Source organism: Microbacterium sp. 05N427 (assembly GCF_056397105.1).
Genome location: NZ_JBFTMT010000003.1, coordinates 21286 through 43209 on the forward strand (window position 1 = coordinate 21286; position 21924 = coordinate 43209).

Below are 21924 nucleotides of genomic sequence, written 5' to 3' on the forward strand. Positions count from 1 at the left end.
GAGAGCCGGCCCACGAGGCCCGTTCCTGGGAATACCGCTGCTCCCGCGGCGCTTAGAATCGATACACGCGCGCGAGAAGAGGAGCCCCGCAACCCATGGAGCAGCACGACCCGTTCGGTTTTGTCGGATTGACCTACGATGACGTTCTGCTTCTGCCGGGGCACACGGATGTGATCCCGAGCGAGGCGGACACCTCGTCGCGCGTGACGCGCCGCATCTCCGTCGCGACGCCGCTGCTCTCCAGTGCGATGGACACCGTGACCGAGGCGCGCATGGCGATCGCCATGGCGCGCGAGGGCGGCCTGGGCATCCTGCACCGCAACCTGTCGATCGCCGATCAGGCCACGCAGGTCGACCGCGTCAAGCGCAGCGAGTCCGGGATGATCACGGATCCGATCACCACCACCCCCGACGCGACGATCGCCGAGGTCGACGCGATGTGCGCGAAGTACCGCATCTCCGGCCTTCCCGTGGTGGATCCCGATGGACGCCTGGTCGGCATCGTGACGAACCGCGACATGCGCTTCGTCTCAGGATCCGCCAAGCAGACCACGCTCGCCCGCGATGTGATGACGAGCGAGGATCTCGTGACCGCGCACGTCGGCGTCGCCGCTGAGCAGGTCATCGCGCTCTTCGCGAAGCACCGCGTGGAGAAGCTCCCGCTCATCGATGACGACGGCAAGCTCGCCGGCCTCATCACCATCAAGGACTTCGACAAGAGCGAGAAGTACCCGCTCGCCACGAAGGACGACCAGGGCCGCCTCAGGGTCGGCGCCGCGATCGGTTTCTTCGGCGACGCCTGGGAGCGCGCCGAAGCGCTGCGCGACAAGGGCGTGGACGTGCTCGTCGTCGACACCGCCAACGGCCAGTCCCAGGGCGTGATCGACCTCGTCAAGCGGCTGAAGGCGGATCCGTCCTTCGCGCACATCGATATCATCGGCGGCAACGTCGCGACCCGCGAGGGCGCGCAGGCGCTCGTCGACGCGGGCGTGGACGCGGTCAAGGTCGGCGTCGGTCCCGGCTCCATCTGCACCACGCGCATCGTCGCCGGTGTCGGAGTCCCGCAGGTGACGGCTGTGTACGAGGCGTCCCTCGCCGCGCGTCCGGCCGGCATCCCGGTCATCGCGGACGGCGGCCTGCAGTACTCCGGCGACATCGCCAAGGCGCTCGTCGCCGGCGCCGACGCCGTGATGCTCGGCTCCCTCCTCGCCGGCACCGAGGAGTCCCCGGGCGAGATCGTCTTCCAGGGCGGCAAGCAGTTCAAGCTGTACCGCGGGATGGGCTCGCTCGGCGCGATGCAGACCCGCGGCAAGCAGACCTCCTACTCGAAGGACCGCTACTTCCAGGCCGACGTGCCCAGCGACGACAAGCTCATCCCCGAGGGCATCGAGGGCCAGGTGCCCTACCGCGGTCCGCTGTCCGCCGTCGCCTACCAGCTCGTCGGCGGCCTGCGCCAGTCGATGTTCTACGTCGGTGCGCGCACGATCGAGGAGCTCAAGACCCGGGGCAAGTTCGTCCGCATCACCGCGGCAGGGCTCAAGGAGTCGCACCCGCACGACGTGCAGATCGTGGTCGAGGCGCCCAACTACAAGCGCTGAGCCGACCTTCGACACGCCGAAGGGCCGGGGATCCGCCGATCCTCGGCCCTTCGTCGTGTGTGGTCGACCGCCTCAGCCGGCCCGCCCTCGTGCGGTGCGACGGATGCACGATCCGGAGACGTTCGCAGGATCCGCCGCGCTGATCGGTCGTGCATCCGTATCCCGGTCGTGCATCCGTCGCATCACCGTCACGTCACCGTCACGGTCAGCGGATCGCGACGGGATCCGCGGCTGCGGCGCTCGCCGGTGCGGCCGACGCCGCGTCGATCTCGGGCTGTGCAGCAGCGTCGACGGCGGCCTCGCCGTCCGTGTGCCCGCCCTTCCCGGCCGGCAGCCAGAGCGCGATGACGGTGGCGACCAGCAGCACCGCGGCTCCCGTGAACACGGCGGGGCGGGCAGCGTCGACGTAGTGATCGGGCAGCAGCTGTCCGCCGGCGCCGACGAAGATCGCCGTCATCACGGCGGTGCCGAGGGCGACGCCCAGCTCGCGGAGCGTGGAGTTCACGCCCGAGGCCTTGGCGTGGTCCACGAGGCCGAGCGTGGCGAGCAGCGCCGTCGCGGAGGGGGCGAACACGAGGCCCATACCGATGCCGGCGAGGATGAAGGGGGCGACGAGGTCGGCGTAGGGCACGTCCGTGGCGAGTATCGCGGCCAGCCAGCCCAGGGCTGCGCCCTGCAGCAGCAGGCCCGTGACGAGCAACACTCGCGTGCCGATGCGCGGGGCGATCAGGCCTGCGAGCGGCGCGACGAACATCGGTGCCAGCGTCCAGGGCGTGGTCTGCACGGCGGCCTCGAGCGGGGTCGCCCCCTGCACCACTTGCAGGAACTGGATCAGGATGAAGACGGATCCGAACGTGCCGAAACTGAACGCGAAGCCGACGACGTTCGTGATCGAGAACGACTGGTCCCGGAACAGCCGCAGCGGCACCAGCGGCGCGGCAGAGCGCAGCTGCCAGACGATGAAGGCGACCGCGAGTGCGCCGCCCAGCGCGAGTTCGGCGATCACGCCGAACGTGTCCCAGCCGTCGTCGTTGCCGCGGACGATCGCATGCACCAGCGCGAGCACGCCACCGGCGGCGAGCACCGCGCCCGGCACATCGATGCGCACCCGTGCGCCGAAGTCGTTGCGGAGCACGATCAGGGCGAGCGGGATCGCGATCACGGCGATGGGCACGTTGATCCAGAAGATCGCCTGCCAGTTCCAGCCCTCCATGATCGCGCCGCCGATGAGCGGCCCGACCGCGACGCCGAGCCCGGAGACCCCGCCCCAGATGCCGATCGCGAGCGGGCGCCGTGCCGCAGGCACCGCTCCGGTGAGCAGGGCGAGGGACAGCGGCATGACGGCGGCCGCACCCAGCCCCTGCACGGCGCGGGCGGCGATGAGCTGGCCCGGATCCGAGCTGAGCGCGGCGAACAGCGAACCTGCGCCGAAGAGCGCGATGCCGAGCGCGAACACCGTGCGGCGGCCGAACCGGTCACCGAGTGCGGAGGCGACCAGGATCGCCCCGGCGAACGCCAGCGTGTAGGCGTTCACGAACCACTGCAGCTGCTCGATCGTGGCGCCCATCTCGCGGTGCAGCACGGGGAGGGCATTGGTCATGACGAGGTTGTCGAGGGTTGCCATGAACATCGGCAGAGAGGCCGCCGCAATCACGAGCGCAACCGGACGCGCAGGCCGGGATGTCAAGGCGGACCGGCTCCGGCGGTCGGTCGGGGCGGGCGAGGGAACGGTCATGGGAAACTCCAGTTGTAATTGGATGATTACTAGCGCTGACGTCAATGTAGTAATCGAATGATTACAAAGTCAAGTCATTCGCTGATAACCTTTCGCCATGACTTCCGCACCCCGCACGGATCCCGGCGTCGGCGAGGAGACCGGTCGCCGGCTCTCCTCCCAGGAGCGACGTGCGCAGATCATCCTGGCCGCGCTCACGATCTTCGGCTCGCGCGGCTACGAGGGTGCTACGACCGACCAGGTGGCCAAGGCCGCCGGCGTCAGTCAGCCGTACGTGGTGCGCCTGTTCGGATCCAAGGAGAACCTCTTCCTCGCGACGATCGAGTTCGCTCTCGACCGCCTGCTGTCGGTCTTCCGCGAGGCGCTCGCGGCCCCCGACGAGGAGGGCGAGCGACCCGTCGGCAAGCGCATCGGAGAGGCCTACGTCGACCTCATCGAGGTGCGGGGGCTCCATCAGACGCTCGCGCACGCCTACCTCCTCGGCAGCAACCCGGCCATCGGCGCCGCCGCGCGCCAGGGGTTCGCGCGGGTCTGGCGCTTCTTCCGCGACGACGTGGGCCTCGACGCCGACGAGGCGCGCACCTTCCTCGCCGAGGGCATGCTGATCAGCACCATGATCGGCCTGCGGATCGTCGACGACTACGGATCCGATCCGCAGATCACCGAGCTGTTCCGGGCGTGCTTCCCGAACAAGCTGCCGCACGTGCTCGAGGTGCTGCCGCGCAACGAGCACCGGTTGTAGACGCGGGCACCGTTCCTGATAGCCTGGTCGGCTCGCTATCGCGCAAAAGCGCGCGGGCGGAAGGACCACCACCGTGGGATACATCGACGTCGCCGGCGTCTCGCTCACCCTGCCCGACGGCCGCCCCCTCCTCGACGAGGCCTCGTTCCGCGTCGGCGCCGGATCCACGAGCGCCCTGATCGGGCCGAACGGCGCCGGAAAGTCCACGATCCTGCGGATCATCCGCGGCGAGCAGCCGCCCGATGCCGGTGTCGTGACGATCGATGGATCCCTCGGGGTGATGGATCAGTTCGTCGGCCACGGCCGCGAAGGCCAGACCGTGCACGAGCTGCTCATCGCGGTCTCGCCCACGCGCATCAGGGCGACGGCCGAGGCGCTCGAGGCCGCCGAGAACGCCCTCATCGAGGACGACACCGAGCCGACGCAGATGCGGTACGCGACGGCGATCGCCGAATACGCGGACGCCGGCGGATACGAGCACGAGACGGTCTGGGACCAGTGCACGGTCGCCGCACTCGGGGTCCCGTTCGAGCGGGCGCGGTTCCGCGATCTCGCGACGCTCTCGGGCGGCGAGCAGAAGCGGCTCGCGCTCGAGGCGCTGCTACGCGGACCCGATGAGGTGCTGCTGCTCGACGAGCCGGACAACTACCTCGACGTGCCGGGCAAGCGCTGGCTCGAGGAACGGCTGCGCGAGACGCCGAAGACGGTGCTGCTGGTGTCGCACGACCGCGAGCTGCTCGCCAGGGCGGCCGACCGCATCATCACGCTCGAACCGGGAGGCGCGGGGGCGACCGCGTGGGTGCACGGCGGGGGATTCGCCACCTACCACCAGGCGCGGATCGACCGGATGGACCGGCTCGATGAGCTGCGCCGGCGCTGGGACGAGCAGCACGAGAAGCTGAAGACCCTGGTCGCGAACCTCAAGGTCAAGGCGTCCGCGAACGACGGCTTCGCCTCGCGCTACCAGGCGGCGCAGACGAGGCTGCGGAAGTTCGAGGAGGCGGGGCCGCCCGAGGAGCGCCCGCCCGCGCAGGACTTCGACATGCGGCTGCGGGGCGCACGCACGGGCAAGCGCGCGATCGTCTGCACCGACCTCGAGCTGACCGGCCTCATGCGGCCGTTCGACGCCGAGCTCTGGTTCGGCGATCGTGTCGCGGTCCTGGGCTCGAACGGATCCGGCAAGTCGCACTTCCTGCGGCTGCTGGCCCGCGGCGGCAGCGACCCCGATCCGACTCTCGGGCATCTCACCGGCGCAGGGGAGCGGCTCGACGAGGTCACCCACACCGGCACGGCGGTGCTGGGCGCGCGCGTCGTGCCGGGACTGTTCGCGCAGACCCACGCGCATCCGGAGTTCGCCGGACGCACGCTGCTGGAGATCCTGCACCGCGGCGACGACCGCAGGGCGGGGATGCCCAGGGAAGCCGCCAGCTCGGCGCTGGACCGCTACGGGCTGGTGCGTCAGGCGCAGCAGGAGTTCTCGCAGCTCTCCGGCGGGCAGCAGGCGCGGTTCCAGGTGCTGCTTCTCGAGCTGTCCGGCGCGACGCTGCTCCTGCTCGACGAGCCGACCGACAACCTCGACCTCGAGTCGGCCGAGGCGCTCGAGGATGCGATCGCGAGGTTCGAGGGAACGGTCGTCGCGGTCACGCACGATCGATGGTTCGCGCGCTCGTTCGACCGCTTCCTGGTGTTCGGCGAGGACGGCGGGGTCTACGAGTCCGACGCCCCGGTGTGGGACGAGCGCCGCGTCGCCCGAGCCCGCTGAGCGCTCCGCGCGCGCTCGCGCGCCGGGCCCGCTCCCGAACGCTGCGACGGATGCGCGACGTTGCGACGGATGCACGACGGATCTGCCGATCCGGTCGTGCATCCGTCACGCGATCGTGCGTCCGTCGCACCGAACGGGGCATCCGTCGCGCCGGCGCAGGCGCGAGCCGGACCCGCACCGGCGGGAGCCCCGCCCCGCTGAGCCGCAGAGGCAACCCGGGTAGGCTGGGTCCGTGACCCAGGAGATCGAGCTCGGCCGAGGCAAGCGCGCGCGCCGCGCATACACGTTCGACGACATCGCGGTGGTGCCCTCGCGGCGCACCCGCAACCCGGAGGACGTGTCGACCGCGTGGACGATCGATGCGTTCCCGTTCGAGATCCCCGTGCTCGGCGCCCCGATGGACTCGGTGATCAGCCCCCGCACGGCGATCATGCTGGGTCAGCTCGGCGGCCTTGGCGTGCTCGACCTCGAGGGCCTGTGGACCCGTTACGAGGATCCGGAGCCGCTGCTCGCCGAGATCGCGGGCCTCGACGAGGCCACCGCCACGTCGCGCATGCAGGAGCTCTACGCCGAGCCGATCAAGCCCGAGCTGATCAAGGCGCGCCTGGCCGAGATCCGCGACGCCGGTGTCACGGTCGCCGGATCCCTCACGCCGCAGCGCACCCAGGAGCTGTACCAGACCGTCGTCGAGGCGGGTGTCGACCTGTTCGTCATCCGCGGCACGACCGTCTCGGCCGAGCACGTGTCGAGCGTCGCCGAGCCGCTCAACCTGAAGAAGTTCATCTACGACCTCGACGTCCCTGTGATCGTCGGCGGCGCCGCCACCTACACCGCAGCCCTGCACCTCATGCGCACGGGCGCAGCCGGCGTGCTCGTCGGCTTCGGCGGGGGAGCGGCATCCACCACACGCGCCACCCTGGGCATCCACGCCCCGATGGCCACCGCGGTCTCCGACGTCGCGGCCGCGCGTCGCGACTACCTCGACGAGTCGGGCGGCCGCTACGTGCACGTGATCGCCGACGGCGGCGTCGGCACCTCGGGCGACATCGTGAAGGCGCTCGCCGTCGGCGCCGACGCGGTCATGCTCGGCGTCGCCCTCGCACGAGCGACGGATGCGCCAGGCCACGGTTTCCACTGGGGCCCCGAGGCGCACCACCCGAAGCTGCCGCGCGGCCGGCGCGTGGTGGTCGACGGCGTCGCGACGCTCGAGGAGATCCTGTACGGCCCGGCCCCCGTGGCCGACGGCACCGCCAACCTCATCGGGGCGCTGCGCAAGTCGATGGCGACCACGGGCTACTCGGACCTCAAGGAGTTCCAGCGCGTCGAGGTCGTGCTGTCTCCGTACGAGTCCTGAACGCCCTCCTTCCTTGAACGGTCCCGTGTCGTCTCCCGAGCGCCCTGCCGCCCCCGCCGCCCTGTTCCCGCCGACCCTGCGCGAGGTGATGCTGCGAGGTCGCTGGATCGGCATGCTGCTGCTGTGCCTGGTGGTCGCCGGGGTGTTCGCCTGGCTCGGCCAATGGCAGCTGGGCCGTGCGATCGACACGAACCCGCCCGCGCCAGGGGCCACCGAGAAGGTGCTGCCGATCGACCAGGTCGTGAAGCCCGGCGCCTACCTCGACGGACCCCTGGTCGGGCAGCGCGCCGAGACCAGCGGATCCTGGATCCCCGGTGACTTCCTCATCGTCTCGTCGCGCTTCAACAACGGTGCCGAGGGATACTGGGTCACCGGTCAGCTGCGGATCGCCGGCACGGCGAAGCCCACCTCGCTCGCCGTCGCGATCGGATGGGCCCCCGACGAGAAGGCCGCCGAGGCCGCGGTGCAGCGGCTGGAGAAGACGGCAGACGGATCCGTCCTCACCGTCACCGGGCGCCTCATCTCGGACGAGGGCCCCGTCGCCCCTCCGCAGGACCAGCCCGCGCGCATGGACCGGATGTCACCCGCGGCGCTGCTCGGCTTCTGGCACGACACGGCCGAACTGAACGTCTACCGGCCGTACCTGGCCTCCGGCACCCCCCTCGGCGGTCTCGACACGATCTCCTCGCCGGCGCCGGAGGAGCACTCCTCTGTTAACTGGCTCAACATCTTCTACGCCGTGGAGTGGGCGATCTTCGCCGGCTTCGCGTTCTACCTCTGGTACCGCCTGGCGAAGGACGCCTGGGAGCGCGAGGTCGAGGAGTTCGAAGAGCGGGACAGCGCCGCGGACTGACCCCGGCATGCGCTCCTCTGCGCATCCCGGAGGTGCACTTCTGAGCGCCGGAACCAGTGCGGGTGCGCGTTCGCGCGGGCGCCTCGCCGCGACCCCAGTCCTCCGTTGGTGACGAGCCGGTGAACAGCTTTCAGCCAGTGCATATCTTCCTTGAAGATGGCCCATAGCCTCGCCTATCGTCGGTGAGGTGTGCGGCTGCCCGAATGCGCCGCATGCCGACGATCCCGACCGGGAGCCGTCGCATCCGTTCCATGGAGGCAGCGCTGATGAAGTCCGTCCCCGATGGAGGAGACCGAGTGGTTCCCTCGTCGTTCCGCAGAAGAGGGGCGCGACTCGGCGCCCTTGCCGCGACCACCGTCGCCGCGCTGAGCTTCGGCTGCCTCGCGGCCGTTCCGGCGTTCGCCGATACGACCGGCACCGGCGTCGTGATCAACGAGGTCTACCTCTCCGGCGGCAGCGCCGGGGCGGCCTACGCGAACAAGTTCGTGGAGCTCTACAACCCCACCGACGCGGCGATCGCTCTCGACAACGCGTCGATCCAGTACCGCTCCGCAGCGGGAACAGGCGCCTCGACCGGCGTCGTGCCGCTCGCCGGATCCATCCCCGCGCACGGCTACTACCTCGTGCAGGGCGGCAGCAACGGCTCCAACGGCGCCGCACTGCCCACGCCGGACGCGACCGGCGGCTTGAACCCCAGCGGCACCACGGGCACGATCGCCCTCGTCAAGGGCGCCGCGGCGATCACGCTGCCGACGGGATCCGTCACCGGCGACGCGAACGTGATCGACCTGCTCGGCTACGGCACCTCGAACACGTACGAGGGAGCGGCCGCGACGGCGCCCGCAGGTAACACCGATGTGAAGTCGCTGAACCGCGCGGGCGGCGCCGACAGCGATGCCAACAACGCGGACTTCGCGCTCTCGGCGGCCATCACCCCCACCAACTCCTCGGACAACGGCTCGGGCCCCGGCCCCGAGCCGACGCCGACTCCCACCCCGACGCCGACCGACACCCAGGCTCCCGGTGAGACGAAGACCATCGCCGAGGTCCAGGGCACCACCGATACGTCGCCGTACGTCGACCAGACCGTCACGGTGCAGGGCATCGTGACCGGCGACTACCGCACCGGCGGGTACAAGGGCATCAGCATCCAGACCGAGGGCACCGGCGGCGACACCAAGACCGACGGCGCCTCGGACGGCATCTTCGTCTACCTGAACGCGCTCGCCCCCTCCGCCGCGCGTGGCGACCTCGTGTCGGTGACCGGCAAGGTCTCGGAGTACTTCGGTCAGACCCAGATCAACCCGGCCGCGGTCGGGGACGTGTCGGTCGTGAAGGCCGGCGCCGGCGTGCCGCAGCCGGTCGCGCTGCCCGACACCGTGCGTGGCGCCGACCGCGAGGCGTACGAGAACATGCTCGTCGCGCCCTCCGGCACCTACAAGCTCGCCTCCAGCCACCAGCTCTACAACTACGGCGCGCTGTGGCTCAACGCGGGCGACAAGCTCAATGTGAAGGCCACCGAGCTTGCGCGCCCCGGTGCCGATGCCGACGCGATCACGGCTGCGAACCGCGCGAACCGGATCCTGCTCGACGACGGCTGGTCCTCGCAGATCGGCAAGGGCGGCCACACCGGCGGCCAGCCGTACTTCACGAAGGACACGGTCGTCCGCAACGGCGACACCGTGAACTTCCCCACGGAGGGCGAGGTCCTGCAGTACGGCTTCGACGACTGGCGGCTGCAGCCGGTGGTGCCGATCTCGGGCACCAGCGACGCGTCGCACAAGCCGACGTTCGCCAGCGAGAACCCGCGTCCGGCCACCCCGCCGACCGTCGGGGGAGACGTGAAGGTGGCGTCGTTCAACGTCTACAACTTCTTCACCACGCTCTCGAGCCAGGACGCGAACGCGCGCGGCGCCAAGACAGACGCGCAGTTCCAGATCCAGCGTTCGAAGATCGTCTCGGCGATCAGCGGCCTGGGCGCCGACGTCGTCGGTCTCATGGAGGTCGAGAACGGACCGAAGTTCGGCCTCGCCCTCGACGCCCCGCTGAAGAACCTCGTGCAGGGGCTCAACGACGCGGCCGGATCCGAGGTGTGGGACTACGTCCGCACGCCCGCGGCGCTGAACGACCCGTCGATCACCGACGCGATCACGACCGCGATCATCTACAAGAAGGCATCCGTCACCCTCAAGGGCGACGCGTCGACCATCATCGACGAGACCGTCTTCGGCAATGCCCGCGAGCCGATCGCCCAGACGTTCCAGACCGCCCAGGGGCGCGTCCTCTCGGTCGTCACGACGCACCTGAAGTCGAAGTCCCCGCCGCAGAACGCGGGACCGGAGCCGGCCGACGGCCAGGGCTTCTTCAACGCCGACCGCGTCGCGCAGGCCGAGGCCGAGCTCGCGTTCGCGCAGAAGGTGCAGAAGGACTCCGGCAGTGACGACGTCTTCCTCGTCGGAGACTTCAACGCCTACGGCAAGGAGGACCCGATCGACGTCTTCACCCAGGCCGGGTGGACCGACGTCGAGCCGACCCACGCCGCCGGGCAGTACACCTACTCCTTCGACGGCGAGCTCGGATCCCTCGACCACGTGATCGCGTCGCCGTCCGCGGCGAAGGCCATCACCGGCGCCGGAGTGTGGAACATCAACTCGCCCGAGTGGAGTGACCGCGGTTACGCGTTCGCGGCCACAGAGGCGGGCACCCCGTACCGCTCCAGCGACCACGACCCGATCCTGGTCGGAGTCAAGGGCGCGGCGGATCCGATCGACATCAACGTCGCGACGATCAACGACTTCCACGGACGCATCGAGGCCGACGGCGCCGCCGCCGGAGCCGCGGTGGTGGCCGGGGCGGTCGAGCAGTTCCGGGCGCAGAACCCGAACACGATCTTCGCGGCCGCGGGCGACCTCATCGGCGCCTCGACGTTCACGTCGTTCATCCAGCAGGACAACCCGACCATCGATGCGCTCAACGCGGCCGGGCTCGACGTGAGCGCCGCGGGCAACCACGAGTTCGACCAGGGGTACGCCGACCTCCGCGACCGGGTGATCCCGCGCGCGGACTGGACCTACCTCAGCTCGAACGTATTCCTCACGGCCGACGGCAAGCCGGCCCTCACCCCGTCGTGGGTGAAGGAGGTGCAGGGCATCAAGGTGGGCTTCATCGGAGCGGTGACCGAGGATCTTCCGACCCTCGTCTCGCCGGACGGCATGAAGGGCCTCGAGGTGCGCGACATCGCGACCTCGGTGAACCAGGTCGCGCACGCGCTCAAGGACGGCGATCCGTCCAACGGCGAGGCCGACGTGATCATCCTGCTCGTGCACGAAGGCGCGACCACGACCGACGTGGCCAGCATCACCCCGGAGTCGCGCCTCGGCGAGATCGTGAACGGCGTCGACAAGGACGTGAACGCGATCGTCTCGGCGCACACCCATCTCGCCTACAACCACGTGATCGACGGGCGCCCGGTGGTGTCCGCCGGACAGTACGGCGAGAACATGGGCCTCATGGACATCAAGGTCGACCCGGCCACGAAGAAGCTGCTCTCGATCACCAACGAGATCAAGCCCCTCACCGTGAACAAGGTCCCGCAGTACCCGGCCGACCCCGCGGTGCAGGCGATCGTGGATGCGGCGAAGAAGAAGGCCGACGAGCTCGGCTCGGTCAAGCTCGGTGACATCACCGCCGACTTCAACCGGGCTCGGCAGAGCGACGGCAAGACGGAGAACCGTGGTGGCGAGTCCACCCTGGGCAACTTCGTGGCCGACGTGCAGAAGTGGTCCACCGGTGCGGACTTCGCCATCATGAACCCGGGTGGTCTGCGCGCCAACCTCACCTACGCGTCGAACGGCGCAGGGGATGCGGACGGCAGCGTGAGCTACCGGGAGGCCGCGACCGTGCAGCCCTTCGCGAACACCCTCATGACGGTGAAGCTCACCGGCGCGCAGGTGAAGCAGGTGCTCGAGCAGCAGTGGCAGCCCGTGGGTTCGGCGCGTCCGTTCCTCAAGCTCGGCGTCTCCAAGGAGCTGACCTACACGTACGACCCGGCCGCTGCGGCGGGTTCGCACATCACGGGCGTCTTCGTGCACGGCGCTCCGATCGATGACGCCGCGACGTACACCGTGGGCGCGAACGCCTTCCTCGCGGCGGGCGGCGACGCGTTCACCGCGTTCCAGCAGGGCACCGACAAGAAGGACACCGGCAAGGTGGACCTGCAGTCGATGGTCGACTGGTTCGCGGCGAACAAGACGGCATCCCCGGACCTCGCCCAGCGCGCGGTCGGCACGGTGCTCTCCGCTCCCGCAGATGCGGCCGGCTACAAGGCAGGGGAGAGCGTCACGCTGACCCTCAGCTCGCTCGCGTTCACCGCGGGGGAGAAGGCCCCCGGTGACGTCACCGTCTCGCTCGACGGCAAGGATCTGGCCACGTCGCCGGTGAACCCGGCCATGACGGTGGACGCCTACGACGAGGCCGGCACGGCCACGCTGACGTTCACGATCCCCGAGGGCGTGACCGGCGCGCAGGCTCTGCACGTCGCGGTCGCCGGCACCGGAACCGCGGTCGACCTGCCGATCACGGTCGCCGGATCCGACACCGGATCCTTCAACGGGACCGTGTCGGTCGGAACCGCCAAGGTCCTCGCGGGCGAGAAGCTGACGCTGACCGGCCAGGCCTTCGAGCCCGGTGAGACGCTGACGCTGCAGCTGCGCGAGCAGGGCAAGAAGGGCACGGTCATCGACCTCGGCACCGTCAAGGTCGGCGAGGACGGCTCGTTCTCGGTCTCGCCCGTGGTGCCGCGCTCGACCAAGGGCGGGGACTACCTCGTCGCCGCGACCCAGGCCGACGGGGACGAGGCGACCGCCGCCGTCACCGTGGTCCGTGGCAAGGGACAGCTCAAGCTCGGCGCCTCCTCGGTCGCCGCGGGCGGCACGGTCACGATCGCGGGATCGGGTCTCGATGAGAACCAGGCCATCGCGCTCGAGCTGCACTCCACCCCGGTCTCGCTGGGCTCGGTGACGACCAACGGGGACGGCGCGTTCTCGGCGACCGTCACGATCCCGGCCGACACCACTCCCGGGGAGCACCACGTGGTGGCGATCCTGGCGGACGGCTCCCAGATCACGGCGGCGATCACCGTCGCCGCGGCGGGATCCGGGACCGGCAGCGGTCTTGCACTGACCGGTGCGGATTCGGGCTCCTTCATCCTCCTCGCCGTGGTGCTGCTCGCGCTCGGCCTGGGCTTGATCGTCGCCCGGCGTCGCCTGCGCACGGAGTGATTCTGCGCTGACCTGCGAAGGCCGTCGGATCCTCGGATCCGGCGGCCTTCGTCGTTCCCGCACGCAGCGTGTTCTTCACATCACCTCCCTATTCGATCAATGTTTCTTTATCTAAAAGCAGCTTAGATAAAGAGATAGTTAAGTAGAATGAAGACATGTCGATGACTCCCACTCCCGTCCGCCGGGCGCTCCGCGACATCGGGCGGAATCTCGCGACGCAGCGCAAGCTGCTGGGGCTGACGGCGAAGATGGTCGCCGAGCGCGCCGGGACCACTCCGCCGACGATCAGCCGACTCGAGAACGGCGGAGGGGCGAGCCTGGAGATCACGCTGCGGGTCCTGCGCGTCCTGGGGCTCATGGACGGAGTCGTCGTGGCGAGCGACCCGTATGAGACGGAGCGCGGTCGTCTGATGGTCGACGACAAGCTCCCCGAGCGTGTGCGTGTGCGTCGCGATGGCTGACACCTTCGAGGTGACGACGGTTGTCGGCAGGGATGAGGTGCTGGCGGGCACCATTCATCGTGCCCGGCGAAGCGGTTCGTTCGTCTACACAGCCAGCTATCTGAGCAATCGCAGGGCGTTCGCCCTCGCTCCCTCTCTTCCGCTCTTCCCCGGGCCGCAGGCGCTGGCGCCGACGAACCCCTTCAGCGATTCGGCGCCGGACACCTGGGGGAGGAAGGTGCTGAATCGTGCGGCCGGACGTTCCCTCGACGAGCTTTCTTTGATGTTTCGCGTGAACGACAGGAGTCGGCAAGGAGCTACGAGATTCTGGCTCGACGGCACAGCAGTGGCAGATGGCGATGGGACTCCCGTGGAGGAGGACCTTGCGGAGGTTCTGCGCGTGGCGGACCAGGTTCAGCGCGGTGACGAGAAGATCACCGATGTCGACGTTCGTCGGCTGTTCCAGGCGACGGGCTCACTGGGCGGGGCGCGCCCCAAGGCCAACGTCCTGATCGGAGATGAGCTGTGGCTGGCGAAGTTTCCAAAGCCGGACGGCGACGACTGGAACGTCATGGCATGGGAAGCGGCGATGCTCGATGCGATGGGAACCGTGGGTATCGACGTTCCGGCGCATTCGACCAGGACTCTCGTCGTCGACGGTGAGAAGCGCACGATTCTGCTTCTGCGCAGATTCGACCGCACCGCGGAGCAGATCCGGATCCCGTACATCTCGGGAATGACYGCACTCGAGTCCGCCGATGGCGAAGGCGGGGACTGGATGGATCTTGTCGACTTCGCGCGCACGAACGGGGCGGATGTCACGGAGCTCTGGCGTCGCGCCGTGTTTGGCGTCCTCGTCGGCAATCTCGACGATCATCTGCGCAACCATGGTTTCCTTCGTCGACACGGAGTGGACTGGGCGCTTTCGCCGGCCTTCGACGTCAATCCGCGACCGCTGGGTGACGGCCGGGGTCATGAGCTCGCACTTTTCGGCACTCGAGAGCTGACGCTCGACTCCTTCCTCGCCGATGATGCGCTCGAACTCTTCGACATGAGGATGTCTTCCGCGCGGCGCCAGCTCCGACGATTCGCAGAAGTCTTCCCGACGCTGTCTCGTCGGGCGGAGGTCCATGGCGCCGACGCGCGATCGATCGACATCATGCGTACGCGCATCGAGGACGCCGCGGCATCCCTCGGCGGCGATCGCTGACTTTCGGGAGGTCTCCACGATCGGTCACCGTCGGGCGGCCGCTCGCGCGGGAAGCGCGCACAGGTCCGGCGTTTAGACTGGAGGCATGCCCGAACCGAAAGCCGCGAGCTTCCCGGCCATCCGCGGGGCGCTGAAGTTCTACCAGATCGCTTCTGTGATCACCGGCGTCATGCTCCTGCTCCTGGTCACGGAGATGGTCCTCAAGTACACCCCGATCCACCTCGAGCTCTTCGCGGGCGGATCCGGCGGCTTCCTCTGGTTCGCTCCGGTCGTCGAGGGCGTGCACGGCGGCCTCGAGTCCACCGGCAACGGCCTGAACCTCTCGATGGGGATCCTGGTCGCGCACGGCTGGTTCTACGTCGTGTACCTCTTCGCCTGCTTCCGGGTGTGGAGCCTGATGCGCTGGCCGTTCCTGCGTTTCATCATGCTCGCCCTCGGCGGTGTCGTGCCGTTCCTCTCCTTCATCATGGAGACCCGCGTCGCCCGTGAGGTGAAGGCGTATCTCTCCTCGCGGGAAGCCTCGACAGGCTCAGGGACCGATCCCGACCAGACCTCCTCGACCACTCCCGCCACGGAAGGTGCCCGTTGACCGACAACACTCCCGACACCGAGCAGCGTCCCGCCCTCGTCGTCGACTTCGGTGCGCAGTACGCACAGCTGATCGCTCGCCGCGTCCGTGAGGCCGGCGTCTACAGCGAGATCGTGCCGCACACCGCGACCGCCGCCGACATCGCGGCGAAGAACCCGGTCGCCCTGATCCTCTCCGGCGGTCCGTCCTCGGTCTACGAGGAGGGCGCGCCGCAGCTCGACCCTGCCGTGTTCGAGCTCGGGGTCCCGACCCTGGGGATCTGCTACGGCTTCCAGTACATGGCTCGCACGCTCGGCGGCGAGGTCGCGAACACGGGCCTGCGCGAGTACGGCGCCACCGACGCGATGATCCCGGTCAACGACTCCACCCTGCTGGGCGGCCAGCCCGCCGAGCAGAACGTGTGGATGAGCCACGGCGACCAGGTCGCCCGCGCCCCCGAGGGCTTCGAGGTGCTCGCCTCGACCGGCTCCACGAAGGTCGCCGCGTTCGCGGACGAGGAGCGCAAGCTCTACGGCGTGCAGTGGCACCCCGAGGTGAAGCACTCCGACCACGGCCAGGAGATCATCGAGAACTTCCTGCACAAGGGCGCAGGGCTTCCGGCCGACTGGAACAGCGACAACGTCATCGCCGAGCAGGTCGAGCGCATCCGCGCCCAGGTCGGCGACGCCCGCGTGATCTCCGCGATGTCCGGCGGCGTCGACTCCGCCGTGTCCACGGCGCTCGTGCACAAGGCGATCGGCGACCAGCTCACCGCGGTCTTCGTCGACCACGGTCTGCTCCGCAAGGGCGAGCGCGAGCAGGTCGAGCGCGACTACGTCGCCTCGACCGGCGTGCGCCTGATCACCGTCGACGCGGCGGACACGTTCCTCGGACACCTCGCCGGTGTGACGGATCCGGAGACCAAGCGCAAGATCATCGGCCGCGAGTTCATCCGCGCGTTCGAGCAGGTGCAGCGCGACCTCGTCGAGGAGGCCAAGGCCTCGGGTGAGAAGGTCAAGTTCCTCGTGCAGGGCACGCTGTACCCCGATGTCGTCGAGTCCGGCGGCGGCGCGGGCACCGCGAACATCAAGTCGCACCACAACGTCGGCGGCCTTCCCGACGACCTCGACTTCGATCTCATCGAGCCGTTGCGCACCCTGTTCAAGGACGAGGTGCGCGCGATCGGCCGTGAGCTCGGGATCCCCGAGGCGATCGTCGGACGCCAGCCGTTCCCCGGACCCGGCCTCGGGATCCGCATCATCGGCGAGGTCACCGGCGAGCGTCTCGACATCCTTCGCGAGGCCGATGCGATCGCCCGCGAGGAGCTCACGCTCGCCGGTCTCGATCAGACGATCTGGCAGTGCCCGGTGGTGCTGCTCGCGGACGTGCGCTCGGTCGGCGTGCAGGGCGACGGCCGCACCTACGGTCACCCGGTCGTGCTGCGCCCCGTCTCGTCCGAGGACGCGATGACCGCCGACTGGACCCGCCTGCCGTACGACGTGCTCGCGAAGATCTCGAACCGCATCACGAACGAGGTGCGCGAGGTYAACCGCGTCGTCCTCGACGTGACCTCGAAGCCGCCGGCAACCATCGAGTGGGAGTGACGGTCTAGCTGGCCCTCGCTCTTCATCGAGGCCCCCTGTGGTTGTCGAAGCCCCCTCCCGCGTACGCGCGTGCGAGGGGGCCCCGACGGCCAGAGGGGGCCTCGGCGTTTCCGGGGGCGGCGCCTGACGTCCTGCGGATCCGGCAGGATGGGGGCATGGCGAACGGGCGCACCAAGCTGACGGTCATCGGAGCGGGCGGGGTCGGGGTGAGCGTCGCCTATGCGGCACTGATCCGGGGGAGCGCGGCGGAGGTCGCGCTGTACGACATCGCCACGGAGAAGGTGGATGCCGAGGTGCTCGACCTCGCACACGGCACCCAGTTCACCGCATCGTCGGTGAGCGGCGGATCCGACCTCTCCGTGGTCGAGGGCAGCGACGTGGTCGTCGTCACGGCCGGCGCCAAGCAGCAACCCGGCCAGACCCGCATGGAGCTGTCCGGCACGAACGTGCGGATCCTGCAGAGCCTCCTGCCCGCGCTGATCGAGCGCGCGCCGGATGCGGTGTACGTCATCGTGACGAACCCGGCGGACGTGATGACCGTCATCGCGCAGCGGATCACCGGTCTGCCCGCCGCGCGGGTTTTCGGATCCGGTACGGTGCTGGACACCTCCCGGCTGCGCTGGCGGCTCGCCGAGCGTGCCGGGGTGAGCACCGCGAGCGTGCACGCCGACATCGTGGGCGAACACGGCGACACCCAGTTCCCGCTCTGGTCCAACGCGACCATCGGGCCCGTGCCGATCCTGGACTGGCCGGCGGACGAGCCGTTCACGCCCGAGGAACTCGACCGCATCGCGATCGAGGTGCGCGACGCCGCCTACGCGGTCATCCGCGGCAAGGGCGCCACGAACCTGGCGATCGGGGTGAGCGCGGCGCGGATCGTGGAGGCGGTGCTGAACGACGAGCACGCGGTGCTTCCCGTCGCGCCCGTGCTCGACGGAGTGCACGGCATCGAAGGGGTCGCGCTGTCGATTCCCTGCGTGGTGAGCGCCGAGGGCGCCGTTCCCGTGTCGGGGACGCCGATGACGGCCTCGGAGGAGGCCAAGCTCGCCGCCTCGGCCGCGGCGATCCGGGCCGCGCTGGACGAGCTGGGCTGACCGGCGCCCTGGCCCGCGCTGCCGGCCTCAGCCGAGGTGCTTGAGCGCCTCGCGGCGGCTCAGCGGCGAGAGGGCGGGATGGGCGTCGACGAAACCGCGCACCCACTCGGGATCGGTGCGTGCGAGATCCCGCAGCGCCCATCCGATCGCCTTGCGGATGAAGAACTCCGGATCCGCGATGTTCGGCTCTATCGTGTCGGCGAGCAGCGCGCGGTCGGTGGCGCCTTTGCGCTGAAGCTGCGAGATGATCGCGACCCGGCGGATCCAGAAGTCCGCGTCATCGGCCCAGACCCGCAGCTCCACGGCCAGCTCGGCGGGATGCGCGTCGAGGAGGTCAGCGAGGCGGTGCGCGACCTCGTCGACGTGGTCCCACCACGCGCCGGTGCGGACCATCTCCTCGTGCACGTCCAGCATGTCGAGCCGCCCGCGCAGCGGTCGCAGCGCCATCAGGGCCTGCGCGGCATAGCGCTCCTCGCGATACTCCGCGCCCCGCCACAGCTCGAGCGCCGCGTCGCGCAGTTCGTCCGCATCCGTGAGGCCGCGCGCGGTCTCTCGGGTGAGGCGCCTGACTTCGGGCACCCTCACTCCGAGGAACGGCATGGCCGACTTCATGTACGCCTGCTGACCGGGGGCGAGGGTCGGATCCGCGGCGTCGCGCAGGACCGCTCGGACGGCGGCGGCGAGGGGCGAGGAGGAGGTCACCTCAGCAGTGTAGAAATCTTTTGAAGAATCTTCGACGGACTGTCGATCCGGCGTCTTCTCGTTCGACGTCTTCAATGAGAGGGTCGAGACACGACCTGAGACGAGGAGACAGAGACCATGAAGTTCATGCTGATCATGCGTGCGGACGACCAGGGCGTCGAGGCGTTCAAGAACATCCCCTTCGAGCAGGTCATCGAGGCGATGGGGAAGTACAACGAGTCGATGATCAAGGCGGGCGTGCTGCTCGCCGGTGAGGGACTCACCGACGCGGCCGAGGGCTTCGTCGTCGACTTCTCCGCCGAGGCGCCCCTGGTCACGGATGGCCCCTACGGCGAGACCAAGGAGCTGTTCAACGGCTTCTGGATCATCGAGGTGTCCACTCGCGAAGAGGCCGCGGAGTGGGCCAAGCGCGCCCCTCTCAGCGCGGGTTCGTACCTCGAGGTGCGCCGCGTCACCGAGATGGAGGACTTCCCGGCCGACAACGAGTGGATCCAGAAGGAGGCCGGCTGGCGCGAGGAGGCGGCCGCCCGCGCGGCCGAGTGAGGACCATGCCGGGATCCGATTCCACGGCGACGGCGGGCTCCCCGGTGGAGCGCGCCGTCGCCGCGGTGTGGCGCATCGAGTCGGCGCGCATCGTCGCGACCCTGACCCGCTACACCGGCGACTTCGGGCTGGCGGAGGACCTCGCCCAGGACGCGCTCCTGGAGGCGCTCGCGCAGTGGCCGCAAGATGGCATCCCCGCGAACCCCGCCGCGTGGCTGACGGCGGTCGCCAAGCGCCGCGCGATCGACGGCTGGCGGCGCAGGGAGCGCTACGACGACCGACTCGCGGTGATAGCCCACGATCTTGCGCGGGAGCAGGACGACGCCCTCGACGCGCCGCCGTGGGATCCCGACGCGATCGACGACGACGTGCTGAGGCTCGTCTTCATCGCCTGCCACCCTGTGCTGTCGCGTGAGGCCCGCGTGGCGCTTACGCTGCGCGTGGTCGGCGGCCTCACCACGGAGCAGATCGCTCGCGCGTTCCTCGTGCCGACCGCGACCGTGCAGCAGCGGGTCGTGCGCGCCAAGAAGACCCTCGCCGCGGCGAAGGCTCCGTTCGAGGTGCCGTCGAGGGAGGATCTCCCGGCGCGGCTCGGCGCCGTGCTCGGTGTGCTGTACCTGGTGTTCAACGAGGCGCACGCGGCGACCGCAGGGGAGGACCTGCTGCGTCCGGACCTGGGTCGTGAGGCGATCCGGCTCGCCAGGGTGCTCGCCGCGCTCCTGCCCGGCGAGCCCGACGTGCACGCGCTGCTGGCCCTCATGGAGCTCACCGCCGCCCGCTTCCCGGCACGGGTCGATGCGCACGGGGATCCGGTGCTCCTCGCCGATCAGGACCGCGGGCTGTGGGACCGCGGCAGGATCGCGCGCGGACGTGCCGCCCTGGCTCGTGCGGACGCGTTCGGCCGGGGGCGCGGCGCGTACGCGCTGCAGGCCGCCATCGCGGAGTRCCATGCCGTGGCGCCCTCCGTCGAGGAGACCGACTGGGCCATGATCGTGCTGATGTACGAGGCGCTCGGCCGGATCGCTCCGTCGCCGGTCGTCGAGCTCAACCGCGCCGCCGCCGTCGCGATGGCTACGGGACCCGCTTCGGCGCTGCGCATCATCGACGCCCTCGCCGAGGGCGGTGCACTGCGGGGATACCATCTGCTGCCGGCGACCCGTGGTGAGCTGCTACTGCGCCTCGGGCGGGCGGAGGAGGCGCGGTCGGAGTTCGCGGTCGCGGCCGGCCTCGCGGGCAACGACCGCGAACGCGCGCTGCTCGAACAGAAGGCGCGGGGCTGAGCGCGAGGACGCCTCGGCGACGTCGAATCCGCACCGCACCGACGACTCCGTGCCGACGACGAAGGCCGCCCTCCGAGGAGAGCGGCCTTCGTGCGATTCCGAACCGAGGCTAGTTGCTTCGGGCGATCGCGATCATGCGCAGGATCTCGACGTACAGCCAGACGACGGTGACCATGATGCCGAAGCCGCCGAGCCAGCCGTAGACGCGCGGGGCGCCGTTGCGGACACCCTGCTGGATCTGGTCGAAGTCCATCACGAGCGAGTACGCGGCGAGGAACACGACGAGCACGCCGATGATGAGGCCGAGGGGGAATGGGCCGATCTTGGCGCTGTACAGGCCGAACATCATGTTCTGCGGCAGCACGTTGAACAGCATGAGGCCGACGTTCAGCAGCGAGAAGACGAGGTAGCCGAGCATCGCGATCATCACGATCTTGGTCATCTTCGCGGAGGCGCGCACCTTGCCGCTGGCGAACAGGGCCAGGGTGACCGCGACGACGGCGACGGTCGCGAGGCTGGCCTGCAGCACGATGCCGGGCCACATCACCTCGAAGAAGGCCGAGATGCCGCCGACGAACAGACCCTCGAACGCCGCGTAGGCGAAGATCAGCCCGGGGCGCACCTTCTTGCGCGAGGTGAAGCTCACGATCATCGCGAGCACGAAGCCGCCGAGCGCGCCGACGAGCCACGGCCACAGCGCGATCTTGCTCATCGCAGCCGCGCGCACGTAGGGGTCGGTGGTGTCGGGCACTGCCGCGCCGCCGAGCGTGAAGAACCAGCCGATCACGGCGAAGACGAGCAGGATGCCGAACAGGCCCGCGGTCTTCCACACGGTGTCCTCGACCGTCATGCGGTCGGTCTCGATGGCACCTGCGGGCGGAGCCGCGTACATGCCCTCGAGGTTGGCGTTCACGGCGGCCTGCTGGGCCGCGGCGAACTGGCCGGCGGGCGGCGGCGGCGCGTACTGCCCGTTCTGGGCGCCCGCCTGCGGGCCTCCGGGATAGGTCGCGACAGCGCGCGGATCCTTCTCCTTGAACGCCGGGTTGTTGAACGCGAAGTTGCTCATGGTCGGCCTCACTCCTCAGAAGTGGTGGTCATCTTCCCTCTACGATAGCGGCGGATCCTCTGTACGGCACTGCCGTACGCTGAGAGCGTGACCC

The 21924-nt window shown here is 69.6% G+C and carries 16 protein-coding genes; 13 read left to right on the forward strand and 3 right to left on the reverse strand.

The features are described 5' to 3' along the window. Positions 1–95 precede the first annotated feature (95 nt). Positions 96–1598, forward strand: coding sequence for an IMP dehydrogenase (guaB, locus tag AC1DG4_RS03905; RefSeq protein ID WP_477376302.1), 1503 nt, complete (start codon positions 96–98; stop codon positions 1596–1598). A gap of 205 nt (positions 1599–1803) precedes the next feature. On the opposite strand, the gene AC1DG4_RS03910 is transcribed toward guaB, so the two are convergent. Further along, on the reverse strand, positions 1804–3333 hold the full coding sequence (locus AC1DG4_RS03910; protein ID WP_477376304.1) for a DHA2 family efflux MFS transporter permease subunit: 1530 nt from the start codon (positions 3331–3333) through the stop codon (positions 1804–1806). Positions 3334–3430: 97 nt separating this feature from the next. Between AC1DG4_RS03910 and AC1DG4_RS03915 the strand changes: the two genes are divergently transcribed. The 10 genes from AC1DG4_RS03915 (at position 3431) to AC1DG4_RS03960 (ending at position 18239) form a co-directional block, all read left to right on the forward strand. Continuing rightward, positions 3431–4075 (forward strand): TetR/AcrR family transcriptional regulator, encoded by a 645-nt coding sequence (locus AC1DG4_RS03915; protein ID WP_477376306.1) that lies wholly within the window; start codon positions 3431–3433, stop codon positions 4073–4075. 73 nt (positions 4076–4148) lie between these two features. Next, a complete protein-coding gene (locus AC1DG4_RS03920) occupies positions 4149–5837 on the forward strand; it encodes an ABC-F family ATP-binding cassette domain-containing protein (protein WP_477376308.1) in 1689 nt (562 codons plus the stop codon). Between the two features lie 232 nt (positions 5838–6069). Next, positions 6070–7191, forward strand: coding sequence for a GuaB3 family IMP dehydrogenase-related protein (locus AC1DG4_RS03925; protein WP_477376310.1), 1122 nt, complete (start codon positions 6070–6072; stop codon positions 7189–7191). 88 nt (positions 7192–7279) lie between these two features. Beyond that, positions 7280–8044: an SURF1 family protein gene (locus AC1DG4_RS03930; RefSeq protein WP_477377334.1), complete on the forward strand. Its 765-nt coding sequence runs from the start codon at positions 7280–7282 to the stop codon at positions 8042–8044. 296 nt (positions 8045–8340) lie between these two features. Further along, complete coding sequence (locus AC1DG4_RS03935; protein WP_477376312.1) at positions 8341–13323, forward strand: ExeM/NucH family extracellular endonuclease; 4983 nt, start codon at positions 8341–8343, stop codon at positions 13321–13323. Positions 13324–13478: 155 nt separating this feature from the next. Beyond that, positions 13479–13784 carry a helix-turn-helix domain-containing protein gene (locus tag AC1DG4_RS03940; protein WP_477376314.1) on the forward strand — a complete coding sequence of 102 codons (306 nt, stop codon included), beginning with the start codon at positions 13479–13481 and terminating at the stop codon, positions 13782–13784. After that, positions 13777–14973 (forward strand): type II toxin-antitoxin system HipA family toxin, encoded by a 1197-nt coding sequence (locus AC1DG4_RS03945; protein WP_477376316.1) that lies wholly within the window; start codon positions 13777–13779, stop codon positions 14971–14973. The genes AC1DG4_RS03940 and AC1DG4_RS03945 overlap by 8 nt, the downstream gene beginning before the upstream one ends. Before the next feature lie 85 nt (positions 14974–15058). Continuing rightward, complete coding sequence (locus tag AC1DG4_RS03950; RefSeq protein WP_477376318.1) at positions 15059–15562, forward strand: DUF3817 domain-containing protein; 504 nt, start codon at positions 15059–15061, stop codon at positions 15560–15562. Continuing rightward, entirely contained in the window at positions 15559–17145 is a 1587-nt protein-coding gene (gene guaA / locus AC1DG4_RS03955; RefSeq protein ID WP_477376320.1) for a glutamine-hydrolyzing GMP synthase, read from the forward strand. Before AC1DG4_RS03950 ends, guaA begins: the two co-directional genes overlap by 4 nt. 155 nt (positions 17146–17300) lie before the next feature. Then, a complete protein-coding gene (locus AC1DG4_RS03960) occupies positions 17301–18239 on the forward strand; it encodes an L-lactate dehydrogenase (protein ID WP_477376322.1) in 939 nt (312 codons plus the stop codon). Positions 18240–18266: 27 nt separating this feature from the next. On the opposite strand, the gene AC1DG4_RS03965 is transcribed toward AC1DG4_RS03960, so the two are convergent. Continuing rightward, on the reverse strand, positions 18267–18941 hold the full coding sequence (locus AC1DG4_RS03965; protein WP_477376324.1) for a DNA alkylation repair protein: 675 nt from the start codon (positions 18939–18941) through the stop codon (positions 18267–18269). A gap of 117 nt (positions 18942–19058) precedes the next feature. Between AC1DG4_RS03965 and AC1DG4_RS03970 the strand changes: the two genes are divergently transcribed. Continuing rightward, a complete protein-coding gene (locus AC1DG4_RS03970) occupies positions 19059–19484 on the forward strand; it encodes a YciI family protein (RefSeq protein ID WP_477376326.1) in 426 nt (141 codons plus the stop codon). Positions 19485–19489: 5 nt separating this feature from the next. Continuing rightward, positions 19490–20764, forward strand: a complete 1275-nt coding sequence (locus AC1DG4_RS03975) for an RNA polymerase sigma factor (RefSeq protein WP_477421087.1) — start codon at positions 19490–19492, stop codon at positions 20762–20764. A 109-nt stretch (positions 20765–20873) separates the two neighbouring features. Here AC1DG4_RS03975 and AC1DG4_RS03980 read toward each other — a convergent pair whose 3' ends face one another. Beyond that, complete coding sequence (locus AC1DG4_RS03980; RefSeq protein WP_477376330.1) at positions 20874–21830, reverse strand: Bax inhibitor-1/YccA family protein; 957 nt, start codon at positions 21828–21830, stop codon at positions 20874–20876. Positions 21831–21924 lie beyond the last annotated feature (94 nt).